Source organism: Burkholderia cepacia, from assembly GCF_001718835.1.
GTDB classification, from domain to species: domain Bacteria; phylum Pseudomonadota; class Gammaproteobacteria; order Burkholderiales; family Burkholderiaceae; genus Burkholderia; species Burkholderia cepacia_F.
Window position 1 is genome coordinate 2,455,609 of sequence record NZ_CP013443.1, and the last position, 17,761, is coordinate 2,473,369.

The following is a 17,761-nucleotide window of genomic DNA, read 5'->3' on the forward strand; positions in this document are numbered from 1 at the left end:
TTCAATGCATCACGGAAAATTCACGATGCCTGGTCGAGTTCGAATGCCTTGTGCAACGCGCGGACGGCCAGCTCCATGTATTTCTCGTCGATCAGCACCGAAATCTTGATTTCGGACGTCGAGATCATCTGGATGTTGATGCCCTCTTCCGACAGCGTGCGGAACATCTTGCTCGCGACGCCCACGTGCGAACGCATGCCGACGCCGACCACCGACACCTTCGACACCTTCGGATCGCCCTGCACCTGCTCGGCGTTCACGTGGCCCTTCACCTGGTTGGTGAGGATGTCCATCGCCTTCTGGTAGTCGCCACGGCCGACCGTGAACGTGAAGTCGGTCTTGCCCTGGACGCTCTGGTTCTGAATGATCATGTCGACGTCGACGTTCGCATCCGCGACCGGGCCGAGGATCTGATACGCGATGCCCGGCTTGTCGGGCACGCCCATCACAGCAATGCGTGCTTCGTCGCGCTGGAACGCGATGCCGGAAATGACTGCCTTTTCCATGGTCTCGTCTTCTTCAAAAGTAATCAGGGTGCCCGAGCGCATTTCTTCGTCGAGCGCAATCAGCGGATCGGTCAGGCTCGACAGCACGCGCGTCTTCACCTGGTATTTGCCGGCGAATTCGACCGAGCGGATCTGCAGGACCTTCGAGCCGAGGCTGGCCATTTCCAGCATTTCCTCGAACGTCACGCGATCGAGGCGTCGCGCCTCTTCGACGACGCGCGGGTCGGTCGTGTAGACGCCGTCGACGTCCGTGTAAATCAGGCACTCTTCGGCACCCAGCGCAGCCGCGACCGCCACCGCCGATGTATCCGAGCCGCCACGGCCCAGCGTCGTGATGTGGCCGTCCGGATCGACGCCCTGGAAGCCCGTGATGATCACGACCTTGCCTGCATTCAGATCGGCCTTCACGCGCTCGTCATCGATCGAATGAATGCGCGCTTTCGTAAACGCGCTGTCCGTCTTGATCGGTACTTGCCAGCCCGCGTAGCTCACGGCCTCGACGCCGATTTCCTGCAGCGCGATCGACAGCAGGCCGACGCTGACCTGCTCGCCGGTCGACGCGATCATGTCGAGCTCGCGCGGGCTCGGCTGGCTCGAAATCTCTTTCGCAAGACCGAGCAGACGGTTGGTTTCGCCGGACATCGCCGAAGGCACGACCACCATCTGGTGCCCGGCCTGATGCCATTTTGCGACGCGTTTCGCGACGTTCTTGATGCGCTCGACCGAGCCCATCGAAGTGCCGCCGTATTTGTGTACGATGAGTGCCATTGTCGTTCTGAACTGGAGGAGAAACCGCACGGGCGCGCTGGGCAGGCCGCGTAGCCGTTCGGTCACGCGGCTTGTGGCTGTGGACGGACGACGAGGGGGACGGCTGGGACGCAACACGCAAGCGTGACGGATTTTGCCCGGAAGGCCGATCAGGCCGCGCAAACCGGGTACGTCACGCGGAAAACCTGCACAAATCGCTCAAAAATCGAGCCGAGCAAACGACCGAGCGTACCCGATCGATGTCCGATTGACAAGCCGGACGCCGTACCGGCGGCCGCTCCGGCGCTGTTTACCAAATGGTGAAAATCGGCGCGGCATCGCCCCTCGCCCGGGCACCCTTCATGCGATCAGCAGGTCGGGACGCCATTCGATCCGGCGCCAGGCGCCGCCGCCATCGACGTCCCCGCCCTCGCGGTTCACGCCGAGCCGCGGCACGTAGATCAGCCGCTCGCCCACGAACAAGAGCGGCACGTCGCGCTGCCAGGCCGGCACGCCGCGCTCCTGGAACAGGTTCTTCAGCGTACGGCCCGGACCGCCCGGCGACGTGCGCATCCGCTCGCCGCCCGCGCGGGCGCGCACCGCGAGCCGCACGCCGCGCAGCAGCGCGTCGGGCACCGCGTCCGCGTCGCCGGGCGCGGCCGGCGCGAACACGAACGTGCCGCGCCACGCCGGCAGATGCCAGACCTCCTGCCCGCTCCACGTGCACGTGCATTCGGGGCGCGGCGCGCCGCTGCCGTCGTCGGCCGGCTCGCTGCTGTCGCCCGCTTCCCAGTAGACGACATCGCGATAAAGCCGCAGGCATTGCCCCGCGTGATCGACGCGCAACGCATGGGCGTCGTGTGCGGCACGCAACTGCCGCATCATGTTGGCGAGCCGGGCGGCCGACGCGCCCGGCAAACCGAGCCGGCGCATCCAGAAGCGCAGCAGGTTCGCGCCACGCGTATCGTCGAACGCGACCAGTGCCTCGCGCGACAGCGCCTGCCCGTCATCGCGCGCGGCAACGGCGAAGTCGAGTTCAGCCAGATCGTCGAGCAGCCGCTGGGCGGCGGCCGCGTGCTGGGCCGCGCGGCCCAGCGCGTCGCGAAAGCCCGGAAAATGCACGGCCAGCGCCGGCAGCACGTCGATGCGCAGCGCATTGCGCGCGTAACGCGTGTCGTTGTTCGATTCGTCGTCGATCCAGTCGAGCGCGCGCTGCGCCGCATAACGCTCGAGTTGCGCGCGCAGCAGTCGCAGCAGCGGGCGCACGCGCTCGACGCGCGCCGCTGCCGGACGGTAACGCGGCGCCATCGCGGCAAGCCCCGCGATCCCCGCGCCGCGCAACAACTGCAGCAACACGGTCTCGGCCTGGTCGTCCGCATGTTGCGCAAGCCACAGCGTGGCCGCGCCGTGACGTTCGCACATCTCGTCGAGCGCCGCGTAGCGCCGCTCGCGCGCCGTCGCTTCGACACCGAGGCCGCTGTCGCGCGGCACGTCGACGCGCATCGATTCGAATGCGACGCCAAGCCCCGCCGCGCTCGCCTCGGCATGCGCAACCCACGCGTCGGCGTTCGCACTCAGCCCGTGATGCACGTGCAGCGCGACGCAGCGCGACGCGCCGGCGACGCGCACGGCCGCATCGAGCAACACCGTCGAGTCGAGGCCGCCGCTGTACGCGATCGCGATGCGCGCATCGGGCGGCATGCCGGAAAGCGCAACGCCGACCGCGTCGAGAACGACGCGGTCGGCGGAGAATTCGGTCGGTGGGATCACGATGGAAAAGCGCGCACGCGGGCGCACTGCGATGGACGCACGCGGGTCATGCGCCCGGCGTGGTTTCCTTGAACTTGCCGTAGGCCATCAGGCGCTCGAAGCGGCGCTCGCGCAGCGCATCGATGCTCATGCCCTGGAACTGGCGCAGCGAATCGGCGAGCGCGCGGCGCAGCAGCGCTGCCATGCCCTTCGGATCGCGATGCGCGCCGCCGAGCGGCTCGTTGACGATCTTGTCGATCAGGCCGAGCGCCTTCAGGCGGTGCGCGGTCAGGCCCAGCGCTTCCGCGGCTTCCGGCGCCTTCGCCGCGCTCTTCCACAGGATCGACGCGCAGCCTTCCGGCGAGATCACCGAGTAGGTCGAGAACTGCAGCATCATCACGGTATCGGCCACCGCGATCGCGAGCGCGCCGCCCGAACCGCCCTCGCCGATCACGGTCGTGATGATCGGCGTCTTCAATTCGGCCATCACGTACAGGTTGCGGCCGATCGCCTCCGACTGGCCGCGCTCTTCCGCGCCGATGCCCGGGTACGCGCCCGGCGTGTCGACGAACGTGAAGATCGGCAGCCCGAACTTCTCGGCGAGACGCATCAGGCGCTCGGCCTTGCGATAGCCTTCCGGACGCGGCATCCCGAAGTTGCGCGCGGCGCGCTCCTTCGTGTCACGGCCCTTCTGGTGACCGATCACCATGCACGGATGGCCGCCGAAGCGCGCGAGACCGCCGACGATCGACAGGTCGTCCGCGAATGCGCGGTCGCCATGCAGCTCGTGAAAATCGGTAAACAGTTCCGCAACGTAATCGAGCGTGTACGGACGCTGCGGATGCCGCGCGATCTGCGAAACCTGCCACGGCGACAGGTTCGCGTAGAGGTCTTTCGTCAGTTGCTGGCTTTTCTTCGACAGCCGCTCGATTTCTTCCGAAATGTCGACAGCCGAGTCGTCCTGCACGAATCGCAGCTCTTCGATCTTGGCCTCGAGTTCGGCGATCGGCTGTTCGAAATCCAGAAACGTGGTCTTCATGTGTTCGAATCCTTGGGTCTTGCGGCAGCGCGTATTCTACCCGCGCGGGCGACGCTCAAAACCGGCTCTCAACTATTGATGTTTAAAACCCGATAGCCGCCGCTCAGGCGTCGGCGTCGGGCGCATCGAGGCTGCGCCACATGTACCAGGTCGCGACGGTGCGCCACGGTTCCCAGTTGGCCGCGACTTCACGCGCCTCGCTGCGCGTGACGGGTTCCCCGCTGAAGTAATTGACGCTGATCGCGCGGATCAGGCCCGGATCGTCGAGCGGCAGGACATCCGGCCGCGACAGGTTGAAGATCAGGAACATCTCGGCCGTCCAGCGGCTGATGCCGCGGATCTGCGTGAGTTCCGCAATCACGTCCTCGTCGTCCATCGACGTCCATTTGTCGACGTGCAGCGCGCCCGACACGAAATGCTGCGCGAGATCGAGGATGTATTCCGTCTTGCGCTTCGACAGCCCGCACGCGATCAGCTTGTCCGCGCCGAGCCGGATCACCGGCTGCGGCGCGAGTTTCGGACAGGCATCCCCGATGCGCGCCCACAGCGACTGCGCCGACGGCACCGAAATCTGCTGGCCGACGACCGATCGCGCGAGCGTGACGAACGGGTCGCCGCGCTTCACGAGATGCGCGGGACCGAACTTCGGAATCAGTTTCTTCAGGATCCGGTCGCGCTTGACGAGGTCGGCGCATGCCTTGTCCCAGTATGCGGGTCGCACGACGACGTCGACGCCGTCGATCTGCGCCGGCTTCGCCGCCGGCGGCTGCGTGTGACCGTTGAGCGCGCCGTTCGGCACGGCGCGCGTTGCGTCCGTCTTCACCGGCGGCACGCGCTTGGCTGCCGGACGCGCGGCGACCGGGGTCGCGCGCCTGACCGGCGCTTTTCTGGCCGTTGCCATCTTGCCTCCTACCTGACGGATCGGTCAGTGGAACGCACCGCGCTCATACGCGACGCCATTCGGTCGATCCGCCCGGTTTGTCTTCAAGTGCGATACCGGTCTCGAGCAGTTCCGCCCGGATCCGGTCCGCTTCGGCATAGTCCTTCGCCTGCTTCGCCGCGACGCGCGCGGCGATCTTCGCCTCGATCTCGTCGGCGGCGAGCCCGCCCGCCTGCGCGGCACCCGACGCCTGCTGCAGGAACGCGCGCGGTTCGCGGCCGAGCAATCCCAACAGTGCCGCAAGCTGCTTCAGCTGGCGCGCCAGCGCCGCGTCGCGCGTGCGATTCACCTCGCCCGCCAGCTCGAACAACGTCGCCACCGCGACCGGCGTGTTGAAGTCGTCGTTCATCGCGGCCGCGAAACGCTGCGCGTGCGGCTCGTTCCAATCGAGCGCCGCCGCATCCGGCGCGACGTCCTTCAGCGCGGTGTAGAGGCGCGTGAGCGACGCGCGCGCATCGTCGAGATGCACGTCGCTGTAATTGAGCGGCGAACGATAGTGCGTGCGCACGATGAAGAAACGCATGACTTCCGCGTCGTAGCGCTCGAGCACTTCACGGATCGTGAAGAAGTTGCCGAGCGATTTCGACATCTTCTCGTTGTCGACCTGCACGAAGCCGTTGTGCATCCAGTAATTGACGAACGTCTGGCCGGTCGCACCTTCGCTCTGCGCGATCTCGTTCTCGTGGTGCGGGAATTGCAGATCCTGCCCGCCGCCATGGATGTCGAAATGTTCGCCGAGCAGCGTGCAGCCCATCGCCGAGCACTCGATGTGCCAGCCCGGGCGGCCCATCCCGTACTTCGACGCCCAGGACGCGCCTTCCGGATCTTCCGGCTTCGCCCGCTTCCACAGCACGAAGTCGAGCGGATCTTCCTTCGCGTCGTTCGCGGCGACGCGCTCGCCGGCGCGGAGATCGTCGAGCGACTTGCCCGACAGCTTTCCGTAGTTCGCGAACTTGCGCACCGAGTAATTGACGTCGCCGTCGGTCGCCTGATACGCGTAACCGTTCGTCTCGAGCGTCTCGATCATGCCGAGCATCTGCGGAATGAACGCCGTCGCACGCGGCTCGATGTCGGGCCGCTGGATGCCGAGCGCGCTTTCGTCGTCGTGCATCGCGCCGATGAACCGGTCGGTCAGCGACTTGATCGTCTCGCCGTTCTCGACCGCGCGGCGGATGATCTTGTCGTCGATGTCGGTGATGTTGCGCACATACGTGACCCGGTAACCGATCGCACGCAACCAGCGCTGGACGAGGTCGAACACGACCAGCATGCGCGCGTGGCCCACGTGACAATAGTCGTATACGGTGATTCCGCATACGTACATCCGCACTTCGCCGGGCTGGCGCGGCACGAAAACTTGCTTGTCACGCGCGAGCGTGTTGTAGATGCGCAGTGATTCCATAGAGATGAACCGTGAGCCGAAGGAAACCGCCCTGGCGAAGCTCGCCCAGCATGCGAAACGATCGAGCCGCCGCCGCGGCATCGTGCCGCGCGTCCTCGATATCACATGGGGCGGTCAGGCTGCAAGCACAGCGGTGACGGCCACGAGAGGCATAAGAAAGACTGTCTGCCGCTCGCCGGAACGCGCAGACGTTTTGTTAGAATGGCTCGGAGTATAACATTCCGATTTACGCCTATGAAACCTCATCGCGGCCGCGCGCAGAGCGCTGCGACCCTCGTTGCGACCACCGTCATGGGCGTCGCGCTGACGCTTTTCGCGGCCCCGGCGGCGCATGCGCAGAAAGCCCCGGCCACCGCCGACGGCACGCCCGAAATCGACGCGTCGATCGCCGGCAAGCAGTGGAAGCAGGCGCTCGCGCAGCTCGACGCGCGCATCGCGTCGAACCCGCACGACCTGCAGGCGCAGTTCAAGCGCGGCACCGTGCTGGCCCGCCTGAACCGCGACGACGACGCGATCCAGCAGTTCGTCGCGATCACGCAGGCGTACCCCGAACTGCCCGAGCCGTACAACAACCTTGCGGCGCTTTACGCGAAGCATGGCCGATACGACGAAGCGCGCACCGCGCTCGTCACGGCAACGCAAGCGAACCCGAGCTACTCGCTCGCGTACGAGAACCTCGGCGATCTTTACCTGCGCCTCGCGGCCGAGTCGTACAAGCGCGCGCAATCGCTCGGCCGCACGAGCGGCGCGACCGCGCAGCGCCTCGCCGATCTCCAGAAGATCGTGTCGCCGCCGAAGGCCGCGCCGAACGCCCGCGCGGCCGCACCGGCCACGCGCGACTACTCCGACCGCGCCGCCGCGAACGTGAGCACCACCACGCTGCCGATGTCGCCGACGTTCCAGTTCAGCGGTCCGTCGGGCGCACTGGCGGCGCCGTACGTCGCGCCGTCGCAATAAGCGGCGCGGCCTTCTTTCCCTCCCAACCTGAGGATCGCAATGAAACGTCTGTTGCTGGCGCTTGGCGGCGCCGCCCTTCTCGCGACCGCGACCGCGACCGCACCTGCGTTCGCGCAATCGGCTACCGCGCACCCCGTCGTGCAGCTGAAGACCTCGCAGGGCGACATCCGCGTCGAGCTCTACCCGGAGAAGGCGCCGAAATCGGTCGCCAACTTCCTCGATTACGTGAAGGCCGGCCAGTACAACGGCACGATCTTCCATCGCGTGATCAAGGGCTTCATGATCCAGGGCGGCGGCTACAAGACCAACTTCGAGGAGAAGCCGACCCGCGCGCCGATCCCGCTGGAAAGCCGCAATGGTCTGAAGAACCTGACGGGCACGATCGCGATGGCGCGCACGAGCGATCCGAACTCGGCCACCGCGCAATTCTTCATCAACACGGTCGACAACAGCGGCCTCGACTATCCGAACCCGGACGGCAACGGTTATGCGGTGTTCGGCAAGGTCGTGTCGGGTCTCGACGTCGTGAAGAAGATCGAAGGCGTCGCGACGACCTCGCGCGGCCCGATGCAGGACGTGCCCGCGCAACCGATCGTGATCGAATCGGCGAGCATCGTCTCGAAGTAAGAACCTGCCGGCACGTCCGGCGCCTCACGCGGCCGCGTCGCACGACCGGCCGCGTGCCATTTAAACCGCCTCACCGAAGGAATTCATCATGGTTGAACTGCATACGAACCACGGCGTGATCAAGCTCGAGCTCGACGCCGCGAAGGCACCGAAGACGGTAGAGAACTTCCTGAACTACGTGAAGAAGGGCCACTACGACGGCACCGTGTTCCACCGCGTGATCAACGGCTTCATGATCCAGGGCGGCGGCTTCGAGCCGGGCCTGAAGCAGAAGCCGACCGACGCGCCGATCGACAACGAAGCGAACAACGGCCTGAAGAACGACAACTACACGATCGCGATGGCGCGCACGAACGATCCGCACTCGGCGACCGCCCAGTTCTTCATCAACGTGAACGACAACGACTTCCTGAACCACTCGTCGCCGACGCCGCAGGGCTGGGGCTACGCGGTGTTCGGCAAGGTCGTCGAAGGCCAGGACGTGGTCGACAAGATCAAGGGCGTCAAGACGGGCAACGCCGGTTTCCACCAGGACGTGCCGGCCGACGACGTCGTGATCGAAAAGGCCGTCGTGGTCTGACGAACAGTACGTAACGGAGGCACTTCGATGTTGCAGGAAAGTCCGCCGCGAAGCGTCTCCGCGGGCGTGCCGGGCGAGCGCGAATACGCGCAAGCCGCACGCCCGTTCCTGTTTCTCTCCGATCTGCACCTGAGCGAAGCGATTCCGAAGACGGTCGCCGCATTCGAGCATTTCGTGAAATACACCGCCGACAGCGCCGACTCGGTGTTCATCCTCGGTGATCTTTTCGAATACTGGATCGGCGACGACATCCTCGACGACGATCCGTTCGCCGCCCGCATGGCCGCGCTGATGCACACGTTCTCGGAACGCGGCATCGCGCTCTACGTGATGCACGGCAACCGCGATTTCCTGCTCGGCCGGCGCTTCATGAAGGCAGCCGGCGCGATGCTACTGCCCGATCCGTCGCTGATCATGGCGTTCGGCCAGCGCATCGTGCTCGCGCACGGCGACGCGCAATGCACGGCCGATCGCGGCTACCAGCTGTTCCGCCGCTTCGCACGCAACCGCGTCGCGCAATGGCTGTTTCTCGCATGGCCGTTCCGCTGGCGCCGCGCGCTCGCGCAGCGCATGCGCTCGAACAGCGAAGCGGGCCGGATGCGCCCTGCTTCGGCGATTTACGATGTCACGCGTGAGGGGGTGGCCGCCCTGTTCCGGAAAAGCCGCGCGAGCGTGATCATTCACGGCCACACGCACCGCCCCGCGCGCCACAGCGAGCCGGGCGGCATTCGCTGGGTGTTGCCCGACTGGGATCTCGACCACGGCAAGCCGCGCGGCGGTTACCTGCGTGTCGACGCGGAAGGCATCCACGCGATGCCGCTCGACTGACGCGGCCACCGCCGTCGAACCGACCTGTTGCGCCGGCTGCGACCCGCATCGATCACATTACGCCTGGCGCTCGACCGTCTTGCCTTCCAGCACGGCCGACAGCCGGCGCAGATCGAGGCGCGCCGCGTCGGCGCCCTGCAGCGTTTCCAGATGCGTGCCGAGCCGCTCGAGCGCCGCGACGATCTCGTCGACACGGCGGCTTTCCTTCGCAGCGTGATCGATCAGGCCGTGGATCGCGAGCGACATCGGATCGTCGGCGTTCGGCGTGATCCCGTATGCGAAGAATGCCGCGCGCTCGGGCTGCGGCTTCGGCTGTGCCGGCATCACGATGCGCGCCGGATTGCCGACTGCCGTGCCGCCTGCCGGCACCGGCTTCACGACGACCGCGTTCGATCCGATCTTCGCGCCCGCACCGACCGTGAATCCGCCGAGCACCTTCGCACCCGCGCCGACGATCACGCCGGCCTCGAGCGTCGGGTGGCGCTTCGCGCCGCGCGTGAGCGACGTGCCGCCCAGCGTCACGCCCTGATAGATCGTGCAGTCGTCGCCGATGATCGCCGTCTCGCCGATCACGACACCCATCCCGTGATCGATGAACACGCGCCGGCCGATCGTCGCGCCGGGGTGGATTTCAATGCCGGTCAGGAACCGGCCGGCCTGTGACGCGAAACGCGCGAGCCAGTAGCGCTTCGCGCGCCAGCATGCGTGCGCGAAACGATGCAGCACGAGCGCATGCAGCCCCGGATAACAGGTCAGCACTTCCCACGCACTGCGAGCGGCGGGATCCCGCTCGCGAATCGTTGCAACGTCTTCGCGCAGTCTCGTGAACATGATGTGGTCTGGGAAAAGGCCGGCGCGCATCGCCGGCAATGACCGGCCTTTATCGCACCGGCTGCTTTGTATATGACGTCCGGCGATTGTAGGGCGAGTCGCGCACGGCCGCACGACGTCGCGCGTTTCTCCCCGGCGCCGGCGCGGGTATTCGCGCGGCGGCCCCGCGGCGCGTCAGGCGTCGCGGTCCGGCGTGCGCGATTTCAGCAGGATGTGCTTTGCGACACCGCGCAGGATATTGACCTCCTCACGCTCGAGGCCCGTGCGCGCGAACAGGCGCCGCAGCCGCGGCATCAGCTTCTTCGGGTTGCGCGGATCGAGGAAATCGAGCGCGATCAGCGCGTTCTCGAGGTGCACGTACATCCGCTCGATCTCGTCGCTCTGCGCAAGCGTGCCGGCTTCCGGTTGCGGCAACGATGCGTTCGCGCGTTCGAGGAACGCGATCCGCAGCTCGTACGCGAGCACCTGCACGGCCTGTGCGAGATTCAGCGAACTGTAGGCCGGGTTCGCCGGGATGTGCGCGAGCGCGCTGCACAGCTCGACGTGCTCGTTCGCGAGGCCCGTGCGCTCGTTGCCGAACACGAGCGCGATGTCGCCCGCGCCGACCTGTGCGGATGCCTGCATGGCGGCCGCGCGCGGCGCGAGGCGCGGCGGCCCGTATTCGCGCGTACGCGCGGTCAGCGCGATCGACCAGTGCACGCCTGACAGCGCTTCACCAAGCGTCGGCACGACATGCGCGGATGCGAGGACGTCGTCCGCGCCGCTGGCCATCGCGATCGCCTCGGGATCGCTCTGGACATGCGGCACACGCGGCGCGACCAGCACCAGACGCGAGAAACCCATCGTCTTCAGCGCGCGGGCGGCCGCGCCGACGTTGCCGGGATGGCTCGGCTCGACGAGCACGAAACGGGTGGACGTGAAGCCGCCGGACGGCGGCCGGGACGAAGCCGCGCCCGACTCGGACGGCGCGGCGGTGATCTGCGGGGTTTCCACTACGATACGACTCGGTTCATCAGAATGGCAGTATGGTATCGCCATCGCTACGGCAAACCCACTCGTCCGGACGGATAGTGGGGGTTTCCCCGTATTCCGGTCGCCTGAAACCGCCAAAAATCGGGTAAAATCATGCCTTTACGCGTCGCGCTCCGTGCGACGCGGGTCGTACCCCGTTCTTTGTCAATTCGCGTCTCACCTCGCCTGCCACGCTAGCGCCGTGCCGGGCGGTTGTTCCACTTCGTGGCGGCCCGTGCCGCCGGCTACAGGATCCAGGCTCATGCATCCCATGCTCAACATTGCTGTCAAGGCTGCGCGCCGCGCCGGACAGATCATCAACCGCGCGTCCCTCGATCTCGACCTGATCGAGATCCGCAAGAAGCAGCAGAACGACTTCGTCACCGAAGTGGACAAGGCCGCCGAAGACGCGATCATCGAGACGCTGAAGACCGCCTACCCCGACCACGCGATCCTCGCCGAGGAATCGGGCGAATCGGAGAACGAATCCGAATTCAAGTGGATCATCGATCCGCTCGACGGCACGACCAACTTCATCCACGGCTTCCCGTACTACTGCGTGTCGATTGCGCTCGAGCACAAGGGCGTCGTCACGCAGGCCGTCGTCTACGATCCGAACAAGAACGACCTGTTCACGGCCACGCGCGGCCGCGGCGCGTACCTGAACGACCGCCGCATCCGCGTCGGCCGCCGCGACCGCCTGTCGGACGCACTGGTCGGCACGGGCTTCCCGTTCCGCGAAAAGGACGGTCTCGATGCATATGCGCGCCTCTTCACCGAAATGACGCAAGCCTGCACCGGCCTGCGTCGTCCGGGCGCAGCGGCACTCGATCTCGCGAACGTCGCGGCCGGCCGCCTCGACGCGTTCTTCGAGCAAGGCATCAACGTGTGGGACATGGCAGCGGGCAGCCTGCTGATCACCGAGGCCGGCGGCCTCGTCGGCAACTACACGGGCGATGCCGATTTCCTGCATCGCCATGAAATCGTCGCGGCAAACCCGAAGATCTACGCGCAGATGATCCCGATCCTGAACCGTTACACCCGCGTGCATCCGGCGGCGGAATAACGGCGCCCGCGCGCCGCAGACGGCCCGGGTCCGCCCTGCGCGGGCCCGGGCCGTTTTCCATTCCGGGCCGGCCGAAACGCTACGCGAGCGAGCGGATGAAGCCCGCCGCGAGCACGCAGTAGAACAGTCCGCAGAACAGGCCGAACGGCTTGCGCGTGCGCGCGAAGAACGGCCCCGCCGAATGCGACGAGAACGCGAGCGCATACGTCGTGAACACGATGAAGCCGAGTGTCGCGCAGCCGGCGACGAGCACGAAGCTCGTCCACGCCGACGCGTTCGCCGACAGCCCCAGCGTCGTCACGGTCAGCCACGACAGGATCGCCTTCGGGTTGGTCAGGTGGATGCCGAGCCCCTGCAGATAGAACCTCGCCAGGCTGCCGCGCCGCGCCTGCGCATCGGCCTTCAGCGGATCGCGCGTCGAGTACGCGGCGCGCACCGCCTTGTACGCGAGCCACAGCAGGTAGCCTGCGCCGAGGATCTTGAGCCACATGAGCAGCACACCGGACGACAGCAGCATCGCGGACACGCCGGCCGCCGCCGTCACGCCCCAGCAGAGCGAGCCGGACATCACGCCGGCGGCCATCGCCAGGCCGGGCGTGCGCCCGTGATTGAGCGACACGTTCGCGATCGACAGGTTGGCCGGCCCCGGCGTTGCCGTGCCGATCAGGTAGACGGCGAACGCGACGCCGAAGCCGGAGAAGTGGGCGAAGTTCATATCAGCGAGCACCCGCATGCAGACGGCGCCGATGCGCCGATCTTGTTTGCCGAACAGTCGATCGAGACTGATGAAGCATCGTCGCGAAGATTCCCTTCATTCATGTGGACGCCCCGATCAGGAACATCGTCCGATCGCGGCCGGCAATCCACCGGGGTTCCCGCCCACGCCCGCTCCAGGCGGCGCCGGATGCCGGGTCGCGATACTTTGCAATCGCCGGAGCACGACGACTGACTCCTGGCTTTCAGATCGTCATAAGTCGGCATGTGGTTTCCTCCGGATCAAAGTGTGTTCGCTACCGCTTTGCGCCATCACCGTCCCCGCGACAGCACGCGCCCCCTTGCCGCTCCTCTCGACCATCGCATTTCCAAAAGACGGTGGCCCCGATTATTCGACTAGAATCCGTGCGAGGGAATGAACAGAACCGAACAATCACCTCCAAAGTGTTCAGCCATTTTCACTGAACACTTTGGCCGAAGTCCTTGACGGTGGCGTCCGATGAAACTCGCGCTCGACACGACGACCGGCGTTCCGCTGACCGAACAGCTGGTCGACCAGATCGAACGGATGATCCGTTCGCAGCAATTGCGCGGCGGCGTGAAACTGCCGTCGATCCGCAAGATGGCGGCCGATCAGAAGATCAGCCGCTTCCCTGTCATCGAGGCATACGATCTGCTCGCTGCCCGCGGCCTGATCCGGCCGCGCCACGGCTCCGGCTTCTACGTGACCGACCGGCGCGACGCCGGCGCGCTCCCGGGCGGCACGGACCCGCGCGTCGCCGAGGAGGAAACGAGCCACATCCTCAGGCAGTTCGCGTCGCTGGACGATCGCGTGAAACTGTCGAGCGGCTTCGTGCCGGCCGCGTGGCGCGACGTCGACGGCATCGCGCAAGCGGTGCGACACGTCGTGCGCGGCGACACGGCGAACCTCGTCGACTACGCGCAGCCGCAGGGCGATCCGCTGTTGCGCCAGCAGCTGTGCCGGCACCTCGCGCCGCTCGGCATCGACGCCCAGCCGCAGCAGATCCTCGTCACGCACAGCGCGAGCCAGGCGCTCGATCTCGTCGTGCGCCTGATGCTGAAGCCGGGCGACACGGTGTTCGTCGAGGATCCCGGCTACTTCAACCTGTTCGGTTTGCTGAAGCTGCACGGCGTGAAGCCCGTCGGCGTGCCGCGCCGCGCGACGGGGCCGGACATCGAGGCAGCCGAGGCGCTGCTGCGCGAACACCGCCCGAAGCTGTTCTTCGTCTCGACCGTGCTCCATAACCCGACTGCGACGAACATTGCCCCGCCGATCATGTTCCGGCTGCTGCAGCTCGCGCACCAGCATGGCTTCGCGATCGTCGAGGACGATGTCTACAGCGATTTCGAGGCGAGGCCGTCGCAGCGGCTCGCGACGCTCGACCAGCTCGAACGCGTGATCTATGTCGGCGGGTTCTCGAAGACGCTGTCGTCGTCGCTGCGGGTCGGCTATCTGGCCGCGCGACCCGACCTGATCAACCATCTCATCGACCTGAAGGCCCTCACCAGCATGGGTGGCGCACGGATCGTGGAAAGCATCGTCGCGCTGCTGCTCGAGCGCGGCACGCACCGCAAGCACGTGGAGCGGCTGCGCCGGCGCCTCGCGCAGGCGTCGGCGCACACGGTCGCGCGATTGCGGCAGGCGGGCTGGCAGGTGTACGCGCAACCGAACGGCGGGATGTTCGTGTGGGCATGCGTGCCGGGTGTCGACGATTCCGCGCGGCTCGTCGAACTCGCGCGCACACTCGGGCTCGATCTCGCGCCGGGGCGCGATTACCGGCCGAACGGCGACGCCACGCCGTGGGTCCGGCTCAACGTGGCGGCGGCGAGCGATCCACAGGCGGCGCCGTTCATCGACGCGGCGGGAACCCTGGGCAGGTGAGCTGGACGGTGCTTGACCGATCAGTAGCCGGTCCGTAGGATGGCCGCGACCGATGCGACTCGCGGATCGCCATGACACGACAAGATTCCTATCGTTCCCTGCTGAACATCCCGGGTTTGTCGCCTTTACTCGTCGCAGCGACCTGCTCGCGCCTCGCCGGACGGATGTTCGTTCTTACCCTGGTCCTGTTTGTCCTGGCGCGGTTTTCGTCGCCCGAGCTGGCCGGATGGTTGACGTTCGCTGCAATCGTGCCCGGCTTGGTCGTCAGCCCCGTTGCGGGTGCGATCCTTGATCGCGTAGGGCCAACAATCGCCGTGCGGATCGACTTCATCGCCAGTGCCATCTTCGTTGCGGCCGTCAGCGTCGTCGGCTGGAGTGGTTCGGCCGACCCTGTCGTGCTGGCCGTGCCGGTGGTCTTGTATTCCCTCACGGGTCCATTGGGTGCAGCCGGCACACGAACGCTGCTGCCCCGCGTGGTTCCGCCTGCGGCACTTGACCGGGCGAACGCGCTGGACACCGCGATTTATGCGGTTGTCGACGTCGTGGGTCCTGCGCTGGCCGGCGTGATGGCCGCTTCGCTGGGGCCTGCGGCGGCGATCTTGCTGATTGCCACCGCCTACGCCAGCGCAGCGGTATTTCTGTCATTCGTTCCGCACCTGCCTGGACTGGTCCGCTCGCGGGCGTCGATCTGGCGGCAGACGATGGAAGGCATCAGGATGGTTGCCGCGCAACCGACACTTCGGGGGCTCGCGATTTCCTATTCGTTGTACCAGGTCACTTGGGGCGCGCTCATTGTGGTCGTCCCGACATTTGTCGCCGAGCACGTTTCCAAGGGCGCAGCCAGTTCGATTACCGGCTTGATGTGGACCACGGTCGGTGCTGCAGGTGGCGTGAGCGCCTTGCTTGCCGGTCATCTGCGTACGGTCGACCGGGAGCGTCGAATCATGGCTGTCGGCATGGCTGCGACCGCAGCGGCCGCGTGGCCGGTTGCAGGCGAATTCGGACTCGGCGGGCTGGTCGCCGCGCTGATCGTCGTCGGCATCGCATCCGGCCCTATCGATGTCGCATTGCTGACGCTGCGTCAGCGGCGAACGGACCCTCGGCAACTCGGCCGGGTCATGTCCATCTCGATGAGCCTGAATGTGGTGGGGTTTCCAATTGGATCGGCCATCGCCGGAACGTTGACCGCCACTTCATCTTCGGCAGCGCTGATGATGGCCGGAATCGCATCCGCGATGGCTGCACTCGCGACTTCGGCAATCCCGCACGAGATCGCTCAGGTCCGGACCGGGAAAGAATCCGGTTAGCCATCGTCAGTGCCCGCTCGAATCGGGATGCGACGCGTGCCTGTACCCTATCTGGCAAGGCCCTGCCCGGATTCACTTGAACTTGCCGAAATCCACTTCTTCTTTGACGAACTTCCCCGTCAACAGGAGTGCTCGTTCGATGTCCGCGATTATGGACAAGTTGTTGATCGACGCGGTGACGAACAATCCCCAGATGTCGTCGTCTATTTCATAGTGGCCCCGCGCATACGTCCAATAGCTGAAATAGCGATCCTGAAACAATGCGACCCGGGGATCATCAAGGCCGTCAGGATGCGGCACTTGGACGGAATGCAGTGCATCCTGCAGGATCGCAGCGACGTTTGGAAAGTGATCCGAGCGATGGTCTTCAAGTACCTCGACCAGAAGATCGCTGCCGTGATATACCGGCCGAACCCGGAATCGAATCAGGTTTGTCATGGCGATCTCAAGAATCAAGTGCAACGTTTCGCTAATCCAGCGGCAGCCAATTCAATGGCCATCGCCTCTTCCGGCGTTTTCCAGCCGAGGGTTTGACGAGGACGGCCATTGAGCAATTTGGCGATGTCGTTCAACTGCGTTTGCGTGACGCCCGACAGGTCCATGCCCTTGGGCAAGAACTGGCGCAGCAAACCGTTGGTGTTCTCGTTGCTGCCTCGCTGCCAAGGCGCGTATGGGTCCGCAAACCAGATATCGAGATTCAGCCGCTCGGCCAGTTCGACATGACAGGTCATTTCCGATCCACGGTCATACGTCAGGCTCTCGCGCAAGAACGCCGGCAACTTCTTCATCTGGCGCGTGAAGCCTTCGAGTGCATCCTTCGCCGTACAGCCGTCCATGCGGCACAGCACCACGAAGCGTGTCTTGCGCTCGACCAGCGTGCCCACGCAGGAGCGATTGAAGGCGCCCTTGACCAGATCGCCTTCCCAATGCCCCGGCGATTTACGCGTTTCGATCTGCTCAGGCCGGTGAATGATGCGCAGTTCTTCCGGTACGAAGCTCTTGCGGGCAAGGGTCTTGCGCGGGTTGCCGCGCGCAGGCTTTTCCTGGCGAAGCGCCTCGATCATGGCTTGCTTCAAGCCACCACGAGGATGGGTGTAAATCGCCGCGTAGATCGTTTCGTGGCTGACGCGCTGGTCGGGGCTGTCTGGGTGCATTTCGCGAAGTCTGGCAGCAATTTGCTGCGGCGACCAGCGCCGATAGACCAGTTGATGATGCACATGCCAGTACAGCGCGCTTGCGGCAAGCAGTTTGCGCGGCCGCCGGCTTCGCTCGCGCCGCGTGCGGTAGGCCTTGGCCGCGACCGACGCGTCATAACATCGCGCAGACTCAGCGCGGTTGCGCGCCAGTTCTCGCGTGACGGTCGATGCGCTGCGTCCGAGCAGTCGGGCGATCGCGCGCACGCTCACGTTCTTTCCGCTTTCGATCATGATCACCGCACGTTCTTCCGCGCTCAGGTGGCTGTAGCTTTTCTTCATCGCAACACCCTATCTCAATACAGGTGTTGCACTTGAAACTAGAGTCTAAGCATGGCTCCCTTTCTGTTTCTGTGCACCG

General features: G+C 65.7%; 17 protein-coding genes and 1 pseudogene. 7 read left to right on the forward strand and 11 right to left on the reverse strand.

The window, feature by feature from the left end:
• Positions 1-20 precede the first annotated feature (20 nt).
• The 5 genes from WT26_RS14565 to cysS form a co-directional block, all read right to left on the reverse strand.
• The gene (locus tag WT26_RS14565) at positions 21-1,274 is read right to left on the reverse strand and encodes an aspartate kinase (protein ID WP_027787050.1); all 1,254 of its coding nucleotides are present in this window, start codon (positions 1,272-1,274) and stop codon (positions 21-23) included.
• Between the two features lie 339 nt (positions 1,275-1,613).
• Positions 1,614-3,023, reverse strand: coding sequence for a tRNA lysidine(34) synthetase TilS (tilS, locus tag WT26_RS14570; RefSeq protein WP_069273769.1), 1,410 nt, complete (start codon positions 3,021-3,023; stop codon positions 1,614-1,616).
• A 46-nt stretch (positions 3,024-3,069) separates the two neighbouring features.
• Entirely contained in the window at positions 3,070-4,041 is a 972-nt protein-coding gene (locus WT26_RS14575; RefSeq protein WP_034207712.1) for an acetyl-CoA carboxylase carboxyltransferase subunit alpha, read from the reverse strand.
• Between the two features lie 103 nt (positions 4,042-4,144).
• Positions 4,145-4,942 (reverse strand): DNA-3-methyladenine glycosylase family protein, encoded by a 798-nt coding sequence (locus tag WT26_RS14580; protein ID WP_069273145.1) that lies wholly within the window; start codon positions 4,940-4,942, stop codon positions 4,145-4,147.
• A 43-nt stretch (positions 4,943-4,985) separates the two neighbouring features.
• Positions 4,986-6,383, reverse strand: a complete 1,398-nt coding sequence (gene cysS, locus WT26_RS14585; protein ID WP_069273146.1) for a cysteine--tRNA ligase — start codon at positions 6,381-6,383, stop codon at positions 4,986-4,988.
• 234 nt (positions 6,384-6,617) lie between these two features.
• Here cysS and WT26_RS14590 point away from each other — a divergent pair, with 234 nt between their 5' ends.
• The 4 genes from WT26_RS14590 (at position 6,618) to WT26_RS14605 (ending at position 9,375) form a co-directional block, all read left to right on the forward strand.
• Positions 6,618-7,340, forward strand: a complete 723-nt coding sequence (locus tag WT26_RS14590; RefSeq protein ID WP_059532134.1) for a tetratricopeptide repeat protein — start codon at positions 6,618-6,620, stop codon at positions 7,338-7,340.
• A gap of 39 nt (positions 7,341-7,379) precedes the next feature.
• Positions 7,380-7,967, forward strand: coding sequence for a peptidylprolyl isomerase (locus tag WT26_RS14595; protein ID WP_069273147.1), 588 nt, complete (start codon positions 7,380-7,382; stop codon positions 7,965-7,967).
• An 88-nt stretch (positions 7,968-8,055) separates the two neighbouring features.
• On the forward strand, positions 8,056-8,547 hold the full coding sequence (locus WT26_RS14600) for a peptidylprolyl isomerase (RefSeq protein ID WP_006751616.1): 492 nt from the start codon (positions 8,056-8,058) through the stop codon (positions 8,545-8,547).
• Positions 8,548-8,574: 27 nt separating this feature from the next.
• The gene (locus WT26_RS14605) at positions 8,575-9,375 is read left to right on the forward strand and encodes a UDP-2,3-diacylglucosamine diphosphatase (RefSeq protein WP_059532131.1); all 801 of its coding nucleotides are present in this window, start codon (positions 8,575-8,577) and stop codon (positions 9,373-9,375) included.
• Positions 9,376-9,432: 57 nt separating this feature from the next.
• Here WT26_RS14605 and cysE read toward each other — a convergent pair whose 3' ends face one another.
• On the reverse strand, positions 9,433-10,206 hold the full coding sequence (cysE, locus tag WT26_RS14610; protein WP_059532128.1) for a serine O-acetyltransferase: 774 nt from the start codon (positions 10,204-10,206) through the stop codon (positions 9,433-9,435).
• A 174-nt stretch (positions 10,207-10,380) separates the two neighbouring features.
• Entirely contained in the window at positions 10,381-11,199 is an 819-nt protein-coding gene (locus WT26_RS14615; RefSeq protein ID WP_069273148.1) for an RNA methyltransferase, read from the reverse strand.
• Positions 11,200-11,479: 280 nt separating this feature from the next.
• Here WT26_RS14615 and WT26_RS14620 point away from each other — a divergent pair, with 280 nt between their 5' ends.
• A complete protein-coding gene (locus tag WT26_RS14620; protein ID WP_021162664.1) occupies positions 11,480-12,283 on the forward strand; it encodes an inositol monophosphatase family protein in 804 nt (267 codons plus the stop codon).
• Between the two features lie 79 nt (positions 12,284-12,362).
• On the opposite strand, the gene WT26_RS14625 is transcribed toward WT26_RS14620, so the two are convergent.
• Together WT26_RS14625 and WT26_RS35740 are read right to left on the reverse strand one after the other, a co-directional pair.
• Positions 12,363-12,998 carry a LysE family translocator gene (locus WT26_RS14625; RefSeq protein WP_059715811.1) on the reverse strand — a complete coding sequence of 212 codons (636 nt, stop codon included), beginning with the start codon at positions 12,996-12,998 and terminating at the stop codon, positions 12,363-12,365.
• A gap of 100 nt (positions 12,999-13,098) precedes the next feature.
• Positions 13,099-13,227, reverse strand: a pseudogene (locus tag WT26_RS35740) (H-NS family nucleoid-associated regulatory protein); the annotation flags it as partial.
• Between the two features lie 269 nt (positions 13,228-13,496).
• On the opposite strand from WT26_RS35740, the gene WT26_RS14630 reads away from it, so the two are divergent.
• Positions 13,497-14,900, forward strand: coding sequence for a PLP-dependent aminotransferase family protein (locus WT26_RS14630; RefSeq protein ID WP_069270370.1), 1,404 nt, complete (start codon positions 13,497-13,499; stop codon positions 14,898-14,900).
• 71 nt (positions 14,901-14,971) lie between these two features.
• Positions 14,972-16,207: an MFS transporter gene (locus tag WT26_RS14635; protein ID WP_069270371.1), complete on the forward strand. Its 1,236-nt coding sequence runs from the start codon at positions 14,972-14,974 to the stop codon at positions 16,205-16,207.
• A 72-nt stretch (positions 16,208-16,279) separates the two neighbouring features.
• On the opposite strand, the gene WT26_RS14640 is transcribed toward WT26_RS14635, so the two are convergent.
• Positions 16,280-16,645 (reverse strand): hypothetical protein, encoded by a 366-nt coding sequence (locus WT26_RS14640; protein ID WP_059588531.1) that lies wholly within the window; start codon positions 16,643-16,645, stop codon positions 16,280-16,282.
• 14 nt (positions 16,646-16,659) lie between these two features.
• Positions 16,660-17,682, reverse strand: coding sequence for an IS30 family transposase (locus WT26_RS14645; protein ID WP_080485665.1), 1,023 nt, complete (start codon positions 17,680-17,682; stop codon positions 16,660-16,662).
• Between the last annotated feature and the right edge of the window lie 79 nt (positions 17,683-17,761).